This is a genomic window from Gordonia otitidis (genome assembly GCF_020735545.1).
GTDB lineage: Bacteria > Actinomycetota > Actinomycetes > Mycobacteriales > Mycobacteriaceae > Gordonia > Gordonia otitidis.
Genome location: NZ_CP085974.1, coordinates 2,578,677 through 2,598,667 on the forward strand (window position 1 = coordinate 2,578,677; position 19,991 = coordinate 2,598,667).

The following is a 19,991-nucleotide window of genomic DNA, read 5'->3' on the forward strand; positions in this document are numbered from 1 at the left end:
GCGCTTTTTGTTGTGTTATACGTAAGTGAAAACGTAAGTATCTAGAAGATACTGTGTCTGACCAGAGCCGATGACGGGAATCGAACCCGCGTATTCAGCTTGGGAAGCTGATGTTCTGCCATTGAACTACATCGGCGTGCGAGGTCACTCGCGAACGACAGCCTAGCAAACCCGAGGTCTGGTGCACGTGACCGGTCGCGATGTTGTCTCTACCCTCGGAGGGTGATTCCGCGTCGGTGGGCCTGACACGGACACGACCTCGGGAGGGCATTGATGGACTACCGCAACTCAACGGCGCTCATCACCGGAGCGAGTGGGGGTATCGGCGAGCAGTTCGCGCGCGCTCTCGCCGCCCGCGGCGCCGACCTCGTCCTCGTCGCGCGCAGCGAGGACAAGCTGGTCGCGCTCGCAGACGAACTCTCGTCGCGCCACGGAATACGCGCCGAGGTGATCCCAGCCGACCTGTCGGTTCCGGGTGCAGCCGACAAGGTGGTGGCCGAAGCAGACGGTCGTGGCCTGCGCGTCGACGTCCTGGTCAACAATGCCGGCTTCGGGACGTTCGGCTACCTCGCGAAGGCCGACCCTGCGCGCATCCGTGACGAGGTCCAGCTCAACGTGGGCACCCTGACGGATTTCACCACCATCTATCTCCAGCGGATGGCCGAGGTCGGCCGCGGAGCAATTCTCAACATCGCCAGCAACGCCGCTTTCCAACCGGTCCCGCGCATGGCGGTGTACGCCGCGACCAAGGCCTACGTGCTCTCCCTGAGCGAGGCGCTGTGGTCGGAGGGTAGACGAGCAGGTGTGCGGGTTCTGGCGGTCTGCCCGGGCGCCACCGACACCGAGTTCTTCGACGTCGCGGGCGACGGCTCGGCGATGAAACAACGACGCTCCACCGAGCAGGTCGTCGACACAGCCCTCAAGGCACTCGACGAGGGCAAGCCCAGCGTCGTCGACGGTCTTCTCAATCGGATCGGTGCGTATGGCGCGCGGTTCGCCCCACGTCGCCTGGTGCTCGCCATCGCCGAACGCACGGTGAGCTGACCGACCGTCGACCTTCGACGCATCGGCCAGGTCCGATACGCTCGCAGGCGTGCTGCTCTCCGATCGTGACATCCGCTCCGAGGTCGCCGACGGGAATCTGGCGATCGATCCGTTCGATCCGTCCCTCGTGCAGCCGTCGAGCGTCGACGTCCGGCTCGACAACCTCTTCCGGGTCTTCAACAACACCCGATACACACACATCGACCCCGCACAGCGCCAGGACGAACTGACCACGCTGGTCGAGCCTGCCGACGGCGAACCCTTCGTCCTACACCCGGGCGAGTTCGTCCTCGGCTCGACGCTGGAGATCTGCACCCTGCCCGACTACCTGGCCGGCAGGCTCGAGGGGAAGTCCTCGCTCGGTCGTCTCGGCCTACTGACCCACTCGACGGCAGGGTTCATCGATCCCGGTTTCTCCGGCCACATCACGCTCGAGCTGTCGAATGTGGCGAACCTGCCCATCACGCTGTGGCCCGGCATGAAGATCGGACAACTCTGCCTGTTCCGGCTCAGCAGCCCGTCGGAGAACCCGTACGGTAGCGCGGCAGTCGGGTCGAAATACCAGGGTCAGCGCGGTCCCACTCCGTCGAAGGCATATCTGAACTTCATCCGCGAGGCCGGATAGACGACTGCTGTTCACCGAGGGTCCGCGACGTTCACATGGGCGCCTGCGGCTGGCCACACGCTCGTAGCGAGCTGGCAGATCGACCCACGTAGTCATCCAGGTATGAAGCTGACAGTGATCGGTTGTGGATACCTCGGGGCGACACACGCAGCGTGCATGGCCGAGCTCGGACATGACGTCCTCGGCGTCGACGTCGACCCCGCCAAAGTGAGTCGGCTCTCCGCAGGCGAGGTTCCATTCTTCGAGCCAGGGCTCGCAGACATCCTGCGCCGCAACATCTCTGCAGGCAGGCTGGCGTTCACCACCGATGCGGTCGCCGCTGCGGGGCACGGTGCGGTGCACTTCATCGGTGTGGGAACACCTCAGCGTGCTCGCGGACATGCCGCCGACACGTCGTACGTCGAAGCCGCGGTCGACGCGTTGGTTCCGCATCTGCGCGGTGATCACCTCATCGTCGGCAAATCGACTGTGCCCGTCGGTACTGCGACGGCTCTCGCACGGCGAATCGACACACTGACCGCTCCCGACTCTGCTGTCGCACTCGTGTGGAATCCCGAATTCCTGCGTGAGGGATTCGCTGTCGAGGACACGCTGCGTCCCGACCGCCTGGTCATGGGCACCGACCCCGACTCCGACTCGAGTCACGCACTCGAAACGCTTCGCGAGGTCTACCGCGACATCATCGACACGGGCCTTCCCGTCATCGAAACGGACTGGTCCACCGCAGAATTGGTCAAGGTATCGGCAAACGCCTTTCTCGCCACGAAGATCTCGTTCATCAATGCGATCAGCGAACTCTGCGAGATCGTCGGCGCCGACGTGTCCACACTCGCCGACGCGATCGGACACGACAAGCGGATCGGGCGACGGTTTCTCAACGCGGGCCTGGGATTCGGCGGTGGCTGCCTACCCAAGGACATCCGCGCGTTCGAGGCTCGCGCCGAAGAGCTCGGCGCGCACGGTGCGCTGCGGTTCCTGCGTGAGGTCGACACCATCAACATGCGACGACGCTCCGCGATGGTCGATCTCATCGTCGGGTCGTGTCCGCGGGAACTGTTGGGCGCCAACGTCGCGGTGCTGGGCGCCGCCTTCAAACCGGAGAGCGACGACGTCCGCGACTCACCGGCGTTGAGTGTTGCGGGACAACTGGCTCTGCGGGGAGCCTCGGTCACGGTGTTCGATCCCAAGGCGAACAGCAATTCCCGGCGGATGTACCCGATGCTGGCCTACGCCGACTCCGCGGCGGAAGCCGCGCAGGATGCCGATGTTGTCGCGATCGCCACCGAGTGGGCCGAGTTCGTGCACATGGCGCCGGCCGAACTCGATCCGGTCGTGCGCTCACGCGTGATCGTCGATGGTCGACGCTGCCTGGACCCGCTGACGTGGACGCGGGCCGGATGGTCCTACGCAGCGCTCGGCGGCAGAACCGCGGCCTCTGCCGACGGCTTATTGCTGCAGAACGACACGGCAGGTGAGCGGCGTCGCACGGGTGCTGTACGCCCATCGGCAGCGTCCTTCGAAGGTGCGACACAAGTGGCGCATCGGTGACCTCGTGCTAGGTTGAACTCTCGGAACTCGGGGGAGTGATCGACAGAGCGTGGCACAGGATTGACTGAGCCCGACTCACGAGAAAGCGTGTGGAGTTTCTCGATGACGGGATTGCAACATCAATGGACGACGACGTGATCGCAGATGACGTGATCGCACGCGGGCGGGTCCTCGACGCGTCCGTGATCGGCCGTGTCTCCGAACACCTCCGTCGGCGTCACTCGACCCTCGTCGATTCCTTGGCGCTGATCACCGTCGCCGACGACGGAGTTCGTGTGTGGCTCGTCGACGTCGAATCGGGTGCGATCTTCGCGCACACGCTCGTCGCGGGTACCAGTGGAGCTGAGCTCGACGCTCTCATTTCCGATCACCTCGTGCGCGCCGGCCGCGTCGATCCCCCCGAATCCGCTGACTGGACCGCAGAGCTCCGTCTCCTCAGCCAGCGGGGTCGGCACCGCCTCGCCGAGTCCGACGGCGCGTTCATCATGGGCGAGAATCACGTGCGCCTGTTCCGTGTCACGCGCCGCGACGTCGCGCAGTCGACGTTGGCATGCGCAGAGCGCGTGCCCGACGCGGTGGCGTCGAGCGCACAGGCATCTCGACGTGAGGTCAGCGCGATGGTGTTCGACGCGTCGCACACGGTGTGGCCCGGTTTACCCGAACTACTCGCACCCGTCGTCGACGTACCGATCGCTGTTTTCGACGATGTCGTGGTGTCTCTGCCCGTCGGCGATGGTGAGTCGGGACCCGCGGTCGGGGCACAGACGGACCAATCCTCCCGGGAGCATTACCCGGCCGGAAACAGGGCCGAGACCACCGACCTCGTCGAGGTGGAGTCGGAGCCGTACGTCGAGAGCGTTCCTGACGCCCGAGCCGTGCGATCGGTCGACAACGAATTCGACGTGACCGATCGGATCGAACCGATTTCGCTGGCGTACTCCGACCTGCCGGACCGCGACCTGGCGATGGGATACCAGACCTACCCTGGCGCCGACGAACCGGGTGTGGCGTCGCACTCCGAACAACCTGTGCGGCAGGAACGTTCGGTGATCGCCGAGAACGAATCACGCGGTCGTCGGAAGAAGGTGGTACTCGGTGCGGGTGCAGCCGCCGGCGTCGTCGGGGTCGCTGTCGCCGCCACGGCGCTGGCCCTCAGTGGAGGCTCAGCGACACCCTCGACGTCGAATACCGTTGCCGCACCACAGACATCGGCGACGTCGACGCAGCTGTACGCAGACCTTGGCGACCTCAACGAGGCGCGCGCGCCGGCCGCGACCTACGTGCCGCCACCCCCGCCTCCACCGCCCACCACGCAGACCGAGCAATCGCAGCGCGCCGAGCAGCATGCACCGCGGCGGACGTCGCGACCGAAACCCCGACCGCGAGCAGTTATTCCACTACCCGGAGGGCTGCCGCCGATCATCGTCCCCTGACGGCTCGTCGCGCTCTGCGATGGCGAGGTAGTCGCCGAGTTGGCGTGCCATGTCACGGTCGAGTGCGCGGTCGAGGGTGTTGTGCGCGATCGTCGACCCGGCGCGCCTGAGCTCGACGAGAAGGTCGCGCGCCCAATCGGATTCGGCGGGGGTCTGCGGAATCCAGCCGTCCTTGTATTCCTCGGCGATGGTGCCGCGACCCGCCGAGATGAGCGACTCCGCTGCCGAATCCATGTCAGCGCTGAGCTTCTCGTGCACCGAGAGGATCGAATTCAGTGTCACGCCTCGTCGGACCAGTCGAGCATAGGCGTCCATGGTCTCCTGGTCGAGCACGGTGAATGAGGTAGGAGGGTCCGACGGTCCCTCCGGACTGATCAATCCGAGGTCGATGAGTCGTGTGAGATACGCGGGGTTGCTGTTGTTGAGCAGTTCACGGAGTTCGTCCGCACTGACCGACCCCTTCGTCGTGTTTCCCCAGGGAGCTGCGACGACTTCACGGAGCCCGAGGACGTCCGCGAGGTCGTCGCCGCGTTGAATTCCGCTGAGGAATTCGCCGATGTGTCGGATGGTGAATCCGCGGCGGAGCAGATCGTTGATCACCTTCAGCCGATCGAGATGTAAGTCGGTGTAGATGGCGATACGTCCACGGCGCAACGGCCTCGGCAACAGCCCGCGGTCCTGGTATCCGCGGACGTTGCGCGTGGTGGTTCCGGCCGCCCTCGCCAGGTCGTCGATCCGATACTCGGTCGTGCCCTTGTCGTCGCTGCTCATCGCGCCCATTCTCGCATCACGTCGACAGCCCGCGGAGCACCATCGCCAAGACGTGCTCGTAGTTGGTGCCCGGATCGATCGTCGGCGGATGCGTGCCGGCCAACTCCAACGACACCGCACCGTGAACGCAGCTCCAGACCTGCATCGTCACCTCGTGGGGCTCGGCCCTCGTGAGTAGTCCCGCGTTCTGCCCGTAGCGGATGTGGTCGGTGAGGACTTCGAAGGCGTGGTCGGCGATGTCGGAGTCGGGGTGGTGGTCGGAGCCGAACATCAGCGAATACACGATCGGGTACCTCAGCGCGAACTCCCGATACGCCCGTCCGCTGTGCGCCAGTCGGTCGCGCGCGTCGTCGTCCGTCACGTCGATCATGCGGGTGAATTCGGCAAATGCATCGCTCACCAGGGCGTCGAGTAGACCCTCCTTGCCGTCGAAGTGGTTGTACACACCCATCGGTGCGACTCCGGCCTCGGTCGCAACGGAACGGACGGTGAGTCCGGCAACGCCGTCACGTTCAAGGATTCGACGCCCCGAGGCGATGAGGTTGGCGCGCACTTCGGTAGCCGGAGTACGACGCGGACTTCGGGAAGAGGCCATGTTGACAGCCTACTAGAACAGTGTTCTTCTAGATAAGAACGCTGTTCTACAACAGTGGAACGGCAATCCATTATCGGAGGTGAGTCAGATGCGTTCACGATGGTTGGCGCTCGGTGCGCTGTGTTTGGCCGAACTGTTGGTGATGATCGACAACACGATCGTCAATGTCGCGTTGCCGACCATGGCGCGCGATCTGGGGGCAGGAATTTCGGGCCTGCAGTGGATCGTCGACGCCTACACGCTGGTGTTCGCCGGTCTGCTCCTCACCGGCGGGTACCTCGGCGACCGCTTCGGTCATCGTCGGATGCTGGTCACCGGTATCGCCGGTTTCGCCGCGGTGTCGGCGTTGGCCGCGTCGTCGAACACGCTGAGCGAACTGATCGTCGCGCGTGGGGGACTCGGTGTGTTCGCAGCGCTTGTCTTCCCTGCGACGCTCGCGCTGATCATCGCGATCTTCCCCGTCGGCGCCGAACGCGCGACCGCGGTCGGCGTGTGGGGTGCGACGTCGGGCGTCGCGGTCGCAATCGGGCCGGTACTCGGTGGATGGTTGCTCGAGCATTTCTCATGGGCGTCGGTGTTCTGGGTCAACCTGCCCATCGCTGCTGTGACCGCGCTCGCGGTGCTCGCGGTCGTGCCGGGCACGCGGCCGGAGTCGGTCGCGCGGTTCGACGTCCTCGGCCTCGTCCTGTCAGTGCTCGGACTCGGCCTGCTGACCTACTCGGTCATCGAGGGTCCGCACGTCGGCTGGGCCGATCCGCGGACCATTGCCGGCCTCGTCATCGCGGTCGCGGTGATCGGTCTATTCGTGTGGCGCGAACTCACGGTGACACATCCGATTCTCGATGTCCGATTGTTCGCCAATCGCCGATTCGCGACCGCAGCCGGGATGGTCGCCGTAGCGTTCTTCTCGCTCTTCGGATTCATCTTCCTCATCACCCAGTTCTTCCAGGCGGTCAAGGGCTACGGACCTTTCGAAGCAGGTGTGCGCACATTGCCTTTCGCGCTCGTGACGGCGGTATGTTCGCCGATCGCGATGGCGTTCGCGCACAGGGTCGGCCCCCGGTGGGTCGTCACGACCGGGGCCGTTCTGATGTCGGCCGGCTTTGCACTCGTGGAGATCTCGTCACGGGTGTCGGGCTACTGGGAGCTCATCATCTGGTCGATGGCACTGATGGCTGCTGGGCTCGCCGCGATTTCCGGGCCGTGTACGCAAGTGATCATGGATTCGCTTCGACCGGAGCAAGCCGGCGCCGGCAGCGCGGTCAACGACACCACGCGCGAGATCGGCGGCACCCTCGGTGTGGCAGTGCTCGGTTCGGTGCTGACGTCTGTGTACGCGTCGTCGGTCTCGGAACGGATTGGTGGGCTTGGCCTTCCAGCTCACCTCGCCGAGATTGCCGAGCAGTCGGTGATGGGCGGGGCCGAGGTGGCATCGCGTGCGCCTACCTCGATGTCGGAGCGCATGACTGTTGCCGTGCAAGAGGTGTTCGTCGAGGGTCTGCACAGCGCCGTGTGGGTCGCCGTCGTGGTGACGGCGGTGGCAGCCGTGGCGGCAGCTGTCCTCCTGCGCGGCGTGAGCGGTTCACGCACAACCGAACCCGAGTCCGAGCAGGCGTCAGAGGTCGAGGGTGAGGTGATCTCCGCCCGCTCGTGAGACGCAGGTGAGGATGGAGCCCGCGTTACGCTCCGGCTCGGTCAGGATGTTGTCCCGGTGGTCGATCGCACCGGACAACGTCCTGATCTTGCATGTCCCGCAGAAACCCTGACGGCATGAATACGGCACCGTCGGAATCTCCTTGCGTAGCGCGGACAGCAGTGTCTCGTCGGCCGCGACGTCGATCTGCTGCCCCGTGGAGTCGATGGTCACCGTGAACGGGCGACCGTTCTCGACCGGTGGTGGACTGAAACGCTCATAATGCAGTTCGATGTCCGGACGGTCGTGTAAATGACGGCGGAGCGCCTCCAGCATCGGGACCGGGCCGCAACAGTAGACTGCGAGACCTGATGGAGCTCTACCGGTTTCGGGGTCGACGGTGCCCAGCAGTTCTTCCATGGTCGGCAGACCGTGCTCGTCGTCGGTGCGGATCGTGATCTTGGGTCCGTAACGCGCGACCTCGTCGCGGAACGGGATCGAGTCCATGCTCCGTCCGGTGTAGATCATCGACCAGTCGAGTCCGAGGCGCTCGGCTGCCGCCAACATCGGCAGGATCGGTGTGATCCCGATGCCAGCGGCGACAAACCTGAGCGCGCGTGCCTGCGATCCATGACCGGGTAGAGCGATCGGAAATGCGTTGCGGGGTCCCTTGATCCGAACAGTGTCACCGACGTGCAGGGTGTCGTGTACCTCGACCGAGCCGCCCCCGCCGTCGGGAATGCGTCGGACTGCGATTCGATACGTGGCCCGGTCTGCGGGATCTCCGCACAGCGAGTACTCGCGCATCCGGCCGGACGGCAGCAGCAGGTCGAGATGTGCTCCCGCGTGCCATCGTTCGAGCAACTGGTCGTCGAGTCCTGCGAAGGTCAGTGCGACCACGTTCTCGTCCTGCGCGACGACCTCCCGGCCGACGATGCGCAGTGTGGTGACGCCGTTGTCCTCGGCGGTGTCCCGTAGTGGCGAGAAGGGACGCCAGAAGGGAATCCATGTCTTCGACAGCACGGTGCCGAACGTCATCAGGGGATCGTGGCGCCACCGGCCGTACAGATGTGGCGGTGGTGAGGTCAACTCGGTGGTGTGTGGATGTGCCCGTTGATTCATGATGTCTGCCTGTGGAATTCGGTCAGGAGGCGTTGCGTGCAGCAGGCGACGACGCCAGATACGCCACAGCCTGTGCGGTCGAGCCGATCTCGGTGGGGTGGAACCCGGGCCGGAAATAGCTCACCGTGGCCAGCAGGACGCTGCGAATCGTCGGGAGCACACCTGCTCGCACCCCGCGCATGTAGTGGTATTGCCGGTAGAAGAAGTTGTTGTGCCGGATCGACGTGTCCTGGCTGGTGATGAAGCGGAACCCGCGGAAGAGCAGGATCATCAGGGCGGGCAGCGCGATGAGCATGGCTCGCCCGCGACGCAGATAGCTGTCGCCGAAGTAGACCGCGACGTCGTGTGCGACGGCCCTGTGCTCGACCTCTTCGGCACCGTGCCAGGTGAACAGATCTGCCATCGTCGGGTGGGCGCCGACCTCGGTCCAGGTGTTGTTGAGTGCGAAATCGCCCAGGATCGCGGTGTAGTGCTCGATGGCCGCGATAAGCCAGAGACGCTCGATGAGGTGCTTCTGTTTGGCCTCGGCTGAGCCCTTCTCGAGAGGGCCGAGGACCTTGCGGAACACCCACTCCATCTGACGGGCGTACGGCCGCGGGTCGATGCCGTGGTGATCGAGGAACTCCCACAGCACGTGGTCGTGTGCCTCGGCGTGCATGGCTTCCTGTCCGATGAAGCCGCGCATGGTTGCTGCGAGCTCCTCGTCGCGGACCAGGGGAAGTGCCTCGTTGTAGGTCTGGACAAACCACCGTTCTCCCTCGGGGAGAAGCAGATTGAGCACGCTGATGAAGTCCGACGCGATCGGATGTCCTGGAATCCAGTGCAGCGGGACGTCGGACCAGTCGAACGTCACGTTGCGTGCGTGGAGTTCGACCTCGCCGGGATCGGTCCCGTTGGCATGCGGCGTGTGCGTTGGGGTGGCGTCGAGCTGCTCGGCGTGTGCGTGCACGGTGTAACTCCTTCGCAGGGTGGGTCAACGGGCGGAAACGCGACTGTCGGTTGCCGGTTGGCCGGCTCGTCTGGAAGTGATCCGACGCACGAAGTCGCGGACGCTGTCGGCGACGTAGGTGGGGTTCGTGGTCGGAACCCAGTGGGGCGTCGGCGATTCCTGGCGGGTGAGGTCGGGTGCATAGCGGCCCGTGTTGCGCAGCAGGTGCGTCCGCACGGCGAAGTCGCGGGTGTTCACGAGTTCGAGGACTGGCACGCTGGTCTGCCGCGGGTTGGGCCTGCCGACCTTCCGAATCATGTTGGCGCGGTAGTAGCGCGCACCCGAACGCATGTCGCGTCGAAGCGTCGGTGCGACCACGATCTGCTCTGCGGGCGTGCCGTCCATGATGTGTAGGAATCTTCGCCATGCGCGCGGTGCGCCGACGGTTGCGGAGATCAGCGTCGGACCCAGCGGCAGGTGGAGTAGGAGGATGTACGTCGAGAAGAACGACTGCTTGAGCGTGTCGAGAAGTCGACGCGGCGTCGGATGGGAGATGTTCTCGCGGAGAAGAACCCCTACGTGATCGAGGCAGGGACCGGAGATCGTCGTGAACGACGCGAAGTGGTCGGCGGCGTCGTCTCGCGACATCGCCTCCCAGGACTGGATCGAACCCCAGTCGTGTGCGACCACGTGGACCGGGGCATCGGGGCTGACGGCCTTTGCGACCGCGTACAGGTCGTCGGCGAGCGTCTCGATGCGGTACGCGGAGACTCCGCGCGGGCTGTCGCTGCTGCCGAGTCCACGCGTGTCATATGCCACGACCCGGACATCGTCGGCGAGGCGTCGAGCGACCTCGGTCCACACGTGGTGCGTGTCGGGCCAGCCGTGCACGAACACGACCGTCGGGCGGTCGTCCACCGTGGCGCCGCGCTCGCTTCTCCTGAGCCCTACGTCCCCGGGCTCGATATTCCCGGGCTCGATGCTCCCGGGCTCGTCGAACTCGAACACCGCGAGCCGTGCGCCGTTGACCTCTGCGCGTCGTTCGACCCACTGCCTCATACGTCACCCCTTCGGAACCGTGCTGGGGTTAACGTAACCGAGCGTCACACTAATGTCCAGAGATGGTGACAACGCAGAGTGTCACATTAGCGCGCCGACGGCACCACGGATCGCGCCGACAGCACCACGGATCATGCCGACAGCACCGCAGATCACGCCGACAGCACCGCAGATCACGCCGACAGCACCGCAGATCACGCCGACGGCACCGCAGATGACGCCGAGGGCACCGCAGATCACGCCGACGGCACCCGGCCCGGCCCGCCTACTGGTGGTACGAGGACAGGAAGTTGCCGATTCGTTCGACCGCGTCCTCGAGGTCACGGGACCAGGGAAGCGTGACGATGCGGAAATGATTGTTGTCGTCGAGGTTGAAGCCGCTGCCCTGCACAACCAGGATCTTCTCCTGGAGCAGCAGGTCCTGGACGAACAGCTCGTCGTTGTGGATCTCGTGGACCTCGGGGTCGAGGCGTGGGAAGGCGTACAGCGCGCCCTTGGGTTTCACGCAACTGACGCCGGGGATCTCGTTGAGCTTCTGCCAGGTCACATTGCGCTGCTCGTAGAGCCGTCCGCCGGGCGCGACGAGCGCTTCGATGCTCTGGTACCCGCCGAGCGCAACCTGGATCGCGTGCTGTCCGGGGACGTTGGCGCACAGGCGCGTCGACGCCAGGATGCCGAGACCCTCGATGAAGCCCTTCGCGTGGTCCTTCGGGCCTGTGAGCACGACCCAGCCGGCGCGATAGCCGCAGACGCGGTACGCCTTCGACAGGCCGTTGAACGTCAGACACAGCAGGTCGGGAGCCAGCGACGCGATGTTGATGTGCTCGGCGTCGTCGTAGAGGATCTTGTCGTAGATCTCGTCGGCCAGGATGAGGAGAGAGTGTCGGCGCGCGACCTCGGCGAGCTGTTCGAGTACCTCACGCGAGTAGACGGCACCCGTCGGATTGTTGGGATTGATGACGACGATGGCCTTGGTTCGGTCGGTGATCTTCGACTCGATGTCGGCGATGTCGGGGTTCCACTCGTTGTCCTCGTCGCAGCGGTAGTGCACCGCGGTTCCGCCGGACAGCGCTGTCATGGCCGTCCAGAGCGGGTAGTCGGGGGCCGGGATCAGCACTTCGTCGCCGTTGTTGAGCAACGCCTGCATCGTCATGGTGATGAGCTCGGAGACGCCGTTGCCGAGTATGACGTCGTCGACGTCGAAGTAGGGAAAGTCGGGCAGGAGTTCGTAACGGGTGACCACTGCACGACGCGCCGACAGTACGCCCGCCGACTCCGAATAGCCCTGCGAGTAGGGCAGCGCATGGATCATGTCGCGCATGATCACGTCGGGGGCCTCGAAACCGAACAGCGCGGGGTTGCCGATGTTGAGTTTCATGATCCGATGGCCCTCTGCCTCGAGTCGCGCCGCATGCGCGTGCACCGGCCCACGGATCTCGTAGCAGACGTTCTGCAGCTTCTCGGACTGCTCCAACGGCTTGAGGTTCTGGTTCAGGTGCGATACATACGGCCTACTCACGAGTTCAATTGTCTCAGCCGCAGGCAACCGGGTTTTTTCGGGCCGTCGAGTGGCGCGCACGGTCGACGGCGTGGAGAGCCCGCTGGGCGGAAAAGAACGCACGGTCGACCGCCAGGAGCGCCCGCTCGACGCATGAGAACGCCCACCCGACGCAAGCCTGCATCGAGTGGGCGTCTCTGGCTGTCGAATGTGCGCTTCTGCACGTCGACTGTGCGTTGATCAGCGCTGGCCGGGGCGCTTCTTCCCCGCGGCGATACCGAAGCCCTTGGCCTTCGACGCGCCCGTCTCGGCGATCGTGCGGCCGTCGGAATCCGAACCGCCGTTCGACGCCGCGCTGTTCGACGCCGCGCTGTTCGACGCCTCTGCCTCGCTGTCGTCGGCGGTTTCGCTCGACACACCTGACGCCGCTTCGGACTCCGTCGAATCGCTCGTCGCAGGGGTCTGCGGCTCGGCCTCAGACTCTGCGGCGGGCTCTGCCGCCTCAGCCTCGGGTGCCTCACTCGAGGGGGCCTCTGGCGCAGCAGTGGCCTGTGGAGCAGCAGCCTTCGGCGCCGACGCGCCGCCGGGACGCTTCTTGCCCGCGGCCATTCCGAATCCCTTGGCCTTGGCAGGCTTTGCCTCGGTTGTTGCGGCAGGCTTTGCCTCGGTGGTTGCAGCAGGCGTGGCCTCGGCGGCGTCGGACGTGCTCGGCTCGGGCGCGCTGCTCGCCGCCGCGGGGGCAGACTCGGTGGTCGACGCAGATTCGTCGGCCGACTCCGCCGGCTTCGCGGCACCGGACCCGGATCCTCCGGGGCGCTTCTTGCCCGCGGCCATGCCGAACCCCTTGGCCTTGGCAGGCTTTGCCTCCGTTGTCGCAGCGGGCTTTGCCTCTGTGGTTGCAGATGCCTCCGTGGCGGGAGTGCTTGCAGCCGTTGCCGATTCGGTATCGGCGGTGGGTGCGGCGTCGGGTGCCGACTCGGTCTCTGCGACCTTGTTCTCGGCGGCAGCGGTCACTCCCGCACCGGCTGCAGCTGCATTCGTGCTCGCGCCGGGCTTCTTCATCCCCGGCCGCTTGCCAGCGGCCATGCCGAAGCCCTTGGCCTTGGCAGGTTTCGGCTCGTCGGCAGTGGAGTTCGCCGCGTTCTCGACGGCTGCCGACGACTCGGTCTGCGCGGGAGCGGGCTCGGCCGACGGGGCAGCTGTCTTCGCACCCGGCTTCTTGATTCCGCCCTTCATGCCGAATCCCTTTGCGGCGGGCTTCTTCTCGGCGGGCGCTTCTTCGGCCGGTGCGCTACTCGACGCCGCGGGTGCCTTCGCTGCGCCTCCGGGCTTCTTGCCGCCCTTCATACCCAGGCCGACCTTCGGCTTCGGCTTGGCGTCGGTGGCGGCTCCCGCTGCGGCAGCAGCAGGAGCGGCTGCGGCGACCTTCTCCTTCTCCGGCTCGGGTTCGGGCTCGGCGGCAGGCTTGGGGTTCGGTCCGAGGAACCGGCCCCCGCGCGTCACCTCCGGCAGACCACGCTTGACCGAGTCGAGCAGCATCTGCGAGACGTCGACGACCTCGATCTTGCCCTCGTTCTCGGTGCCGGACGTCCGCGCGGTGACTCCGTCGGTCAGCATCACGCGGCAGAACGGGCAGCCGGTCGCGATCTTCTGCGGTGTCTCGTCGTTCCCTGCGGTTCCCGGGGCCAGAGTGTCGAGCGCCTCGTCGACCCGGTCGATGTTGATGCGCTTGCCGATCTGCTCTTCCATCCACATGCGCGCTCCGCCAGCGCCGCAGCACATGGACCGCTCGCCGTGGCGCGGCATCTCGCGCAGCGTCGACCCCGATGCCTCCATCAGCTCACGCGGAGCGTCGTAGACCTTGTTGTGGCGTCCCAGATAGCAGGGGTCGTGGTAGGTCACGCCTTCGCCCATGGGCGCGACGGGCACAAGGCGCTTCTCGCGCACCAGCCGGTTGAGTAGCTGGGTGTGGTGCACGACCTCGTACTTGGCGCCGAGCTGTGGGTACTCGTTCGACAGCGTGTTGAAGCAGTGCGCACAGGTCACGACGACCTTCTTGCGCTGGGACGGCGCGGTCTCGAAGACACCGTTGATGGTTTCGATGTTCTGCTGCGCCAGCATCTGGAATAGGAACTCGTTGCCTGCGCGTCGAGCGGAGTCACCGGTGCAGGTTTCGCCCTCGCCGAGGACCATGAAGTTCACCGCCGCGATGTCGAGGAGTTCGGCGACGGCCTTGGTGGTCTTCTTCGCGCGGTCCTCGTAGGCGCCTGCGCAACCAACCCAGAACAGGTACTCGAAGCCCTCGAACGATTCGACGTCGGAGCCGAACACCGGGATCTCGATGTCCATCTCGTCGATCCAGTTGGTGCGCGCCGACGAATTCTGACCCCAGGGGTTGCCCTTGTTCTCGAGGTTCTTGAACATGCCCGCGAGTTCGGTCGGGAAGTCGGACTCGATGAGCACCTGGTAGCGGCGCATGTCGATGATGTGGTCGACGTGCTCGATATCGACGGGGCACTGCTCGACGCACGCACCACACGTGGTGCAACTCCACAGCGTCTCGGTGTCGATGACGGCGCCGAGCTGTTCGGGGTCGAACGCGCTGATGTGATTCGGCCCGCTCGCTTCGCTCCCGGCGCCGCCTTCTTCGACGATGCCCTCGCCGCCGCCCATGAGTCCCTTGGACTCGCCGACCAGCTTGCGAGAAGCCTCGGCACGCGCCGACTCGGGGATCTTGGCCAGCTTGGCCTCGTCGACGTTGCCGTCGGCGTCGACCAGTCCGACCTCGTCGCCGCCCATGTCCTTGCGTCCACCAGCGATCAGGTACGGCGCCTTGGCCTGTGCGTGATCGCGCAGCGACATGATCAGCAGCTTGGGGCTCAACGGTTTACCGGTGTTCCACGCGGGGCACTGGCTCTGGCAGCGACCGCATTCGGTACACGTCGTGAAGTCGAGCCACCCCTTCCACGAGAAGTCCTCGACCTTGCCCGCACCGAAGGCGTCGACGTCGGGGTCGGCGGTCTCCATGTCGAGGACCTTGCCCTGGCTCATCATCGGCTTGGCCGCACCGAGTGCGACGCCGCCATCCTGCTCACGCTTGAGATAGATGTTGAAGAACGCCGCGAACCGGTGCCATGCGACGCCCCAGTCGATGTTCGCTCCGACGACCGCGAGCCAGATCATGCCGCTCATGAGCTTGACCACCGCGGCGGCGGTGACCCAGTAGACCGAGGACCCCTCGAAGAGCTGCGCGAAGTAGTGGGTGAAGAACGACGTCCAGATCGGCGGATCCTCGATGCCCGACGAGATCTTGAAGGTCTTCACGAAGATCATGCCCAGGCCCTCGATGAGGACCACCAGCTCCACGAAGTAGGCGGCGCCGAAGCGTGAGCCCGCGAAGCGTGACAATCGAGTAGGCACACGCGGGTGGTTGAGCTGCCTGATGATCATCAGCGCGAGAATGCCGATCACAGTGCCGAGCCCGAGTATCTCGTCGGCGAAGATGTAGATGTGCCACGCGCCGATGACCGGCCAGTGGAATTCAGGGTCGAAGATCTGGCCGTACGCCTCGAACCAGAAGATCGCCCCGATGAGGAATCCGAACATGACGAGCCAGTGGGCCCAGCCGACGGTTCGGAACTTCACCATCCGCGTGTGGCCGACGAACTCCTTGAGCATCGTCCACAGTCGTGGTCCGACCGGCCAGTAGCGGGTGCTGTCGACCTTCTGCCCCTGGGCGATCGCCCGGACCATGGTCCACACGCCGCGCAGGAAGCTGGCCCAGCAGAACAAGCTGATGATCGCGGCAATCGTGCCGATGGTGATCGTCGTGGCATTCACGGCGTCCCGGCCCCTCTCATGTTGATCATCGACCTAGTCGCGCAGGGCTGACGTGCGCGGGGTCGGACGTCTACTACAGGTAACCGTAATTCGTCACGGCTCCCAAGCGCTGCCAAGGTTGCCCTAACCTGGCCACGGCGGCAGCCATTGAGATACCGCGATGATACTCGCGAGTAACTTACTATCTAGTCAGATAGCGAGATCTGTGACTGTCGCCTCATCGATTGCGTCGCCGATCCGGTGTCTTCAGCTCGGCATGTCGTCAGGTCGGGATTCTCGCGTTGACGTTTTGTTACGCCGAGCGTCAGATCGTCGACGTCGCCGCGATCTTCTCCAACTCCTCGAGCGCGGTGTCGAGGTGCGTGAGCAGGCGCTGCAGGCTCGGTAGCTCCTTGCGCGCCCCTATCAGCCCGAAGTTCACGTGCTCGGCCGTCGAGGTCACCGTGATGTTGAGCGCCGACCCGCTCATCGGGATCGAGACCGGGTACACGCCGTCGAGTCGTGCGCCGTTCCAGTACAGATGCTCGCTCGGTCCGGGGACGTTGCTGATGATCAGGTTGAACTGTGGGGGCGTGTAGCGGACGAACCCGGGAACGGTCGCCAGCGCGAGCGGCGCGATGGCCGCGGCGCCGTACGCCAGCGACTGCAGTGGCGACAGGCCACGGATGACGCGTTTGGATTCGCGCGTCGACTTCACCAGTGTCGCCAGCCGACGCTCCGGATCCGGTTGGTTTGTCGCGAGATTCGCGAGAATCATCGTGATCTGGTTGCCGTAGTTGGAGTTGTCGGAGTGCAGTGACACCGGAAGGGCCGCGACGAGTGGGGCGTCGGGGAGTTCGTCACGATCGATGAGGTACGACCGCAGGGCGCCCGAGCACATCGCGACGATGACGTCGTTGAGAGTGATGCCGAGTCCGCCGGAGACCTCCCGCAGTCTGCTGGTCTCCCATTGCTGCGCTGCGAAACGTCGTGCCGCGCCGACCGGGACGTCGAGAATCGTCTTGGGTGCTGGTTGGAAGGGAACGGCGATGTCGGGGTCGGTCAGTGCTGTCCACGCGATGCGCGCGGCTGCCGGACCCACGCCCATCACCTGACGCGTCACGTCGAAGGCCCCGCCCAGCGCGCCCGTCAACGTGGAGACGCCCGGGATCGAGAAGCCACCGCCGGATGCGGCGTCGGAACTCTCGGTGCGTGTCCGCGAGGATCGGAACAAGTGGGGATCCCACGGTGCCGTACCCGTGCGGTCGTCTGGGTCTGCCGTCAGGGTGCGTTCGAGCAGACGCAGTGCGGACACGCCGTCGACGAGCGAGTGGTGGATCTTGGTGTAGAGCGCCACCCGGCCGTCGGCGAGACCCTCGACGATGTGCGCCTCCCACATGGGCCGGTTGCGGTCGAGTAGTGCCGAATGCTGCAACGACACATAACGCAGGAGTTCACGAACGCGACCCGGGCGGGGAAGCACGGTGCGTCGAACGTGGTAGTCGAAGTCGATCTCGTCGTCGTGGGTCCAGGCGACCAGCCCGAACAGCGATGCAGGCGACGCGGGGCGTTGGCGGAATCGCGGGTGCACGTCGGTGGCACTGGTGAATCGGTCGACCATCTCCTCGGCGAGTTCACTCGCCGAGGTCCCCTCTGGTGGCACGAACAACTGCAGTCCGCCGACATGCATCGGTTGTTCTCGCGTCTCGGCGAACAGGAACATCGATTCGGTGACGGGCATATATGGCATGAGGCCCCCTGTTGCTGTTCGGTGATGACGGTCACACTACGCGTCGAGCCGCCCGGGATCACACCAGTATCCACCGCGCCCCGTGGACCACACACGGGTTAGACGCATCGACGGTCACTACGGTGTGACCGGTGAGGACGAGGACGATTGCCGGGAGGTCCGTGCTGGTGCTGCTCGTGCTCGGCGAGCTCGTGGCGACCATCGCCGCTACCTGGGTGTATGCGGCGTCGCACGGCAGGATCGTCGACGCGCGGAGCATTCCTAAACACTCGACGCTTCTCGTCCTCGGTTCGCTGGTGTCCGACGGTGAGCCGGGCTCTTATGTGCGTGGCCGCCTCGACACGGCACTCGAGGCATATCGAACCGGCAAGGTCACGCGCATTGTGGTGTCGGGTAACGGCGACGCGGATGCCGGAGACGAGCCGACCGTCATGCGCACCTATCTGCAGGCGCGCGGTGTGCCGTCGACGGTGATCGTCGACGACCCCGCCGGCTACGACACCGAGCGCAGTTGTCGGCGGCTTCCCGGGGTGATCGGATCGGTCACGTCCGCACCGCCGTCGACGCCGGTGGTCATCGTCACCCAGGATTTCCATCTCGGTCGCGCGATCGCGTTGTGCAGAGCTCGGGGTGTCGACGCGGTGGGCGTCGAGGCGGCATGCGACTGTTCGTTCGTGACACTGGTGCGCAATCACCTGCGCGAGGCGCTGCTCGCGCGACCGCGGGCGTTGGTGTCGCTCGTGACCGGGATCTGATCGGAAGCAGCATCGTCGGAATCTGCGCGGTCGGCCGCACGGCTGCGCCTCCGGCCGGCGGGGATAAAGGCGGCGGGGATAAAGGCGGCGGGTACGCGGACGGTGGGGAGCGGAATCCGCGGCCTGCCCGTCAGGTACAGCGAGCCGGGAAGTCGGCGCAGGATCTCGACCAGTAGCAGCGAACCGGCCAACGTCGCCACGTAGACGAACAACGTCGCCCATGGCTGTCCGATAGCATCCCGCACCCACGACGTTCCGTTGCGTTGCGGATACATGATCAGTGTCAGTACCAGCACATGGACGAGGAACACCGGGAACGAGCGGTTGGACGCGTACTTCACCGCCCGCGCGAATCGGGGCGTGTACTCGCGACGGTTCTCGGCCCAATGCAGAGCTGCCGCGTACAGACAGGTCATCGCGACGATCAGGAACGGAACCAGTGCAGGGTAGAAGGCGGAATTGTTGTCATGCACGGGCTTTCCCGCGAACCACACGCCACCGATGTACGAGCCGACCGCGATGGCGGCGGTGACCAGCAACGCCGTGAACAACCACCAGCCCTTGCCCGACAGCCATTCCCCGATGCGCTTGCGGTGCACCGCGGCGACCGCGCCGTAGAGGATGAAGAACTGGTAGGGGACGAACGTGGCGTAGTTGTGCCACCAGTGCGCCGCGACCGACGCGGGCGGATTCCAGTGCGTGATGGTCGAGACGATCGCGAACTGTGCTGCGAGGCTCGCGCCGAGCAGCAGGCCGTGATGCCCCGAGGTGGCACGGACCAACCACACCACGAGCGGGAAGATCAGATAGACCTGCAGCATGACGAACAGGAAATACATCTGGAAGCCGGACAGGCCCCAACTGAGCTGGTAGAAGAAGTTGCCCAGGCTCGTCGGGATCTCGGTGAGCTTGTCCGCGAGCCACATGTTGACCACCCAGTAGATCGCGGACCAGATCACGTACGGGTAGATCACCAGCTTGATACGGCGCTGCCAGAACGAGAGCGCACTGAAGTCGGGCTTGTCGAAGTTCTGGTACATCAACACGAACCCGGTCAGCGCGAAGAAGGTGTTGCGCGTGAAGTGCAGCAGTAGCGATGTGGTGTTCACCGGCATGCTGGTGTACTCGTCGGTCGTCTGCGTGAGGCAGTGCACGAAAATGACGAGCGAGAACGTCACCGTGCGGATCAGGTCGACGTGATGCAGGTAGGGGCGACGGGCGGGACGCGGCGTCGATGCGACGGCATCGGCCGTCGACTCGTTCGCACGCGAAACCAACGTCGTCATACTCGACAATCGCCCCTGACCGCTGTTGTGGACTGATAGCTGTTGTTGCGGAGCGGGTCGACGGCCGGTGTTGTGTGCTCTGAGCGGCTGTGCCCGAACTCACCGGCGGAGCGGCAGCATCGATA

Annotated in this window: 16 protein-coding genes, 1 tRNA gene and 1 pseudogene; 7 read left to right on the plus strand and 11 right to left on the minus strand. The window is 65.2% G+C overall.

What is annotated here, in order from left to right; all coding sequences use genetic code 11:
- Positions 1-65: 65 nt before the first annotated feature.
- A tRNA-Gly gene (locus LK459_RS11745) sits at positions 66-136 on the minus strand.
- Positions 137-273: 137 nt separating this feature from the next.
- On the opposite strand from LK459_RS11745, the gene LK459_RS11750 reads away from it, so the two are divergent.
- The 4 genes from LK459_RS11750 to LK459_RS11765 all read left to right on the plus strand — a co-directional run bounded on the left by LK459_RS11750 (position 274) and on the right by LK459_RS11765 (position 4,650).
- Positions 274-1,044 (plus strand): SDR family NAD(P)-dependent oxidoreductase, encoded by a 771-nt coding sequence (locus LK459_RS11750; protein WP_227918476.1) that lies wholly within the window; start codon positions 274-276, stop codon positions 1,042-1,044.
- A gap of 49 nt (positions 1,045-1,093) precedes the next feature.
- A complete protein-coding gene (dcd, locus tag LK459_RS11755; protein ID WP_227918477.1) occupies positions 1,094-1,669 on the plus strand; it encodes a dCTP deaminase in 576 nt (191 codons plus the stop codon).
- A 102-nt stretch (positions 1,670-1,771) separates the two neighbouring features.
- Positions 1,772-3,217: a UDP-glucose dehydrogenase family protein gene (locus LK459_RS11760; RefSeq protein ID WP_227918478.1), complete on the plus strand. Its 1,446-nt coding sequence runs from the start codon at positions 1,772-1,774 to the stop codon at positions 3,215-3,217.
- A 134-nt stretch (positions 3,218-3,351) separates the two neighbouring features.
- Positions 3,352-4,650, plus strand: a complete 1,299-nt coding sequence (locus LK459_RS11765) for a hypothetical protein (protein WP_227918479.1) — start codon at positions 3,352-3,354, stop codon at positions 4,648-4,650.
- On the opposite strand, the gene LK459_RS11770 is transcribed toward LK459_RS11765, so the two are convergent.
- Complete coding sequence (locus LK459_RS11770; RefSeq protein ID WP_227918480.1) at positions 4,615-5,421, minus strand: MerR family transcriptional regulator; 807 nt, start codon at positions 5,419-5,421, stop codon at positions 4,615-4,617. The two genes, LK459_RS11765 and LK459_RS11770, sit on opposite strands and share 36 nt — an antisense overlap.
- Before the next feature lie 16 nt (positions 5,422-5,437).
- On the minus strand, positions 5,438-6,016 hold the full coding sequence (locus LK459_RS11775) for a TetR/AcrR family transcriptional regulator (protein WP_227918481.1): 579 nt from the start codon (positions 6,014-6,016) through the stop codon (positions 5,438-5,440).
- Positions 6,017-6,104: 88 nt separating this feature from the next.
- Between LK459_RS11775 and LK459_RS11780 the strand changes: the two genes are divergently transcribed.
- On the plus strand, positions 6,105-7,670 hold the full coding sequence (locus LK459_RS11780; protein ID WP_227918482.1) for an MFS transporter: 1,566 nt from the start codon (positions 6,105-6,107) through the stop codon (positions 7,668-7,670).
- Here LK459_RS11780 and LK459_RS11785 read toward each other — a convergent pair.
- From LK459_RS11785 to LK459_RS23175, 4 genes are all read right to left on the minus strand, one after another.
- The gene (locus LK459_RS11785; protein ID WP_227918484.1) at positions 7,632-8,771 is read right to left on the minus strand and encodes a PDR/VanB family oxidoreductase; all 1,140 of its coding nucleotides are present in this window, start codon (positions 8,769-8,771) and stop codon (positions 7,632-7,634) included. The genes LK459_RS11780 and LK459_RS11785 overlap by 39 nt on opposite strands.
- A 22-nt stretch (positions 8,772-8,793) precedes the next feature.
- Entirely contained in the window at positions 8,794-9,720 is a 927-nt protein-coding gene (locus tag LK459_RS11790; RefSeq protein WP_227918485.1) for a metal-dependent hydrolase, read from the minus strand.
- 24 nt (positions 9,721-9,744) lie between these two features.
- Positions 9,745-10,758 (minus strand): alpha/beta fold hydrolase, encoded by a 1,014-nt coding sequence (locus LK459_RS11795; protein WP_227918487.1) that lies wholly within the window; start codon positions 10,756-10,758, stop codon positions 9,745-9,747.
- Between the two features lie 81 nt (positions 10,759-10,839).
- Positions 10,840-10,998, minus strand: a complete 159-nt coding sequence (locus LK459_RS23175; RefSeq protein WP_265416842.1) for a hypothetical protein — start codon at positions 10,996-10,998, stop codon at positions 10,840-10,842.
- Between LK459_RS23175 and LK459_RS23295 the strand changes: the two are divergent.
- A pseudogene (locus LK459_RS23295) lies at positions 10,924-11,100 on the plus strand (hypothetical protein); the annotation flags it as partial. The gene LK459_RS23175 and the pseudogene LK459_RS23295 overlap by 75 nt on opposite strands.
- Here the strand turns inward: LK459_RS23295 and LK459_RS11805 are convergent.
- The 3 genes from LK459_RS11805 to LK459_RS11815 all read right to left on the minus strand — a co-directional run bounded on the left by LK459_RS11805 (position 11,024) and on the right by LK459_RS11815 (position 17,825).
- Complete coding sequence (locus LK459_RS11805; RefSeq protein ID WP_227918489.1) at positions 11,024-12,277, minus strand: pyridoxal phosphate-dependent aminotransferase; 1,254 nt, start codon at positions 12,275-12,277, stop codon at positions 11,024-11,026. The pseudogene LK459_RS23295 and the gene LK459_RS11805 sit on opposite strands and share 77 nt — an antisense overlap.
- A gap of 219 nt (positions 12,278-12,496) precedes the next feature.
- Entirely contained in the window at positions 12,497-16,096 is a 3,600-nt protein-coding gene (locus tag LK459_RS11810; protein ID WP_227918491.1) for a heterodisulfide reductase-related iron-sulfur binding cluster, read from the minus strand.
- Positions 16,097-16,400: 304 nt separating this feature from the next.
- Positions 16,401-17,825, minus strand: coding sequence for a WS/DGAT/MGAT family O-acyltransferase (locus LK459_RS11815; protein ID WP_227918492.1), 1,425 nt, complete (start codon positions 17,823-17,825; stop codon positions 16,401-16,403).
- 161 nt (positions 17,826-17,986) lie between these two features.
- Between LK459_RS11815 and LK459_RS11820 the strand changes: the two genes are divergently transcribed.
- A complete protein-coding gene (locus tag LK459_RS11820; protein WP_227923712.1) occupies positions 17,987-18,580 on the plus strand; it encodes a SanA/YdcF family protein in 594 nt (197 codons plus the stop codon).
- On the opposite strand, the gene LK459_RS11825 is transcribed toward LK459_RS11820, so the two are convergent.
- Positions 18,517-19,866 carry an acyltransferase gene (locus LK459_RS11825; protein ID WP_227918494.1) on the minus strand — a complete coding sequence of 450 codons (1,350 nt, stop codon included), beginning with the start codon at positions 19,864-19,866 and terminating at the stop codon, positions 18,517-18,519. The two genes, LK459_RS11820 and LK459_RS11825, sit on opposite strands and share 64 nt — an antisense overlap.
- Between the last annotated feature and the right edge of the window lie 125 nt (positions 19,867-19,991).

What these genes read in the sequence shown, in the direction of transcription:
- LK459_RS11750 (WP_227918476.1), top strand. Translation starts at nt 274, where the DNA reads ATGGACTACCGCAACTCAACGGCGCTCATCACCGGAGCGAGTGGGGGT.
- LK459_RS11760 (WP_227918478.1), top strand. Translation starts at nt 1,772, where the DNA reads ATGAAGCTGACAGTGATCGGTTGTGGATACCTCGGGGCGACACACGCA.
- LK459_RS11770 (WP_227918480.1), bottom strand. Translation starts at nt 5,421, where the DNA reads ATGAGCAGCGACGACAAGGGCACGACCGAGTATCGGATCGACGACCTG.
- LK459_RS11775 (WP_227918481.1), bottom strand. Translation starts at nt 6,016, where the DNA reads ATGGCCTCTTCCCGAAGTCCGCGTCGTACTCCGGCTACCGAAGTGCGC.
- LK459_RS11780 (WP_227918482.1), top strand. Translation starts at nt 6,105, where the DNA reads ATGCGTTCACGATGGTTGGCGCTCGGTGCGCTGTGTTTGGCCGAACTG.
- LK459_RS11785 (WP_227918484.1), bottom strand. Translation starts at nt 8,771, where the DNA reads ATGAATCAACGGGCACATCCACACACCACCGAGTTGACCTCACCACCG.
- LK459_RS11795 (WP_227918487.1), bottom strand. Translation starts at nt 10,758, where the DNA reads ATGAGGCAGTGGGTCGAACGACGCGCAGAGGTCAACGGCGCACGGCTC.
- LK459_RS11815 (WP_227918492.1), bottom strand. Translation starts at nt 17,825, where the DNA reads ATGCCATATATGCCCGTCACCGAATCGATGTTCCTGTTCGCCGAGACG.
- LK459_RS11825 (WP_227918494.1), bottom strand. Translation starts at nt 19,866, where the DNA reads ATGACGACGTTGGTTTCGCGTGCGAACGAGTCGACGGCCGATGCCGTC.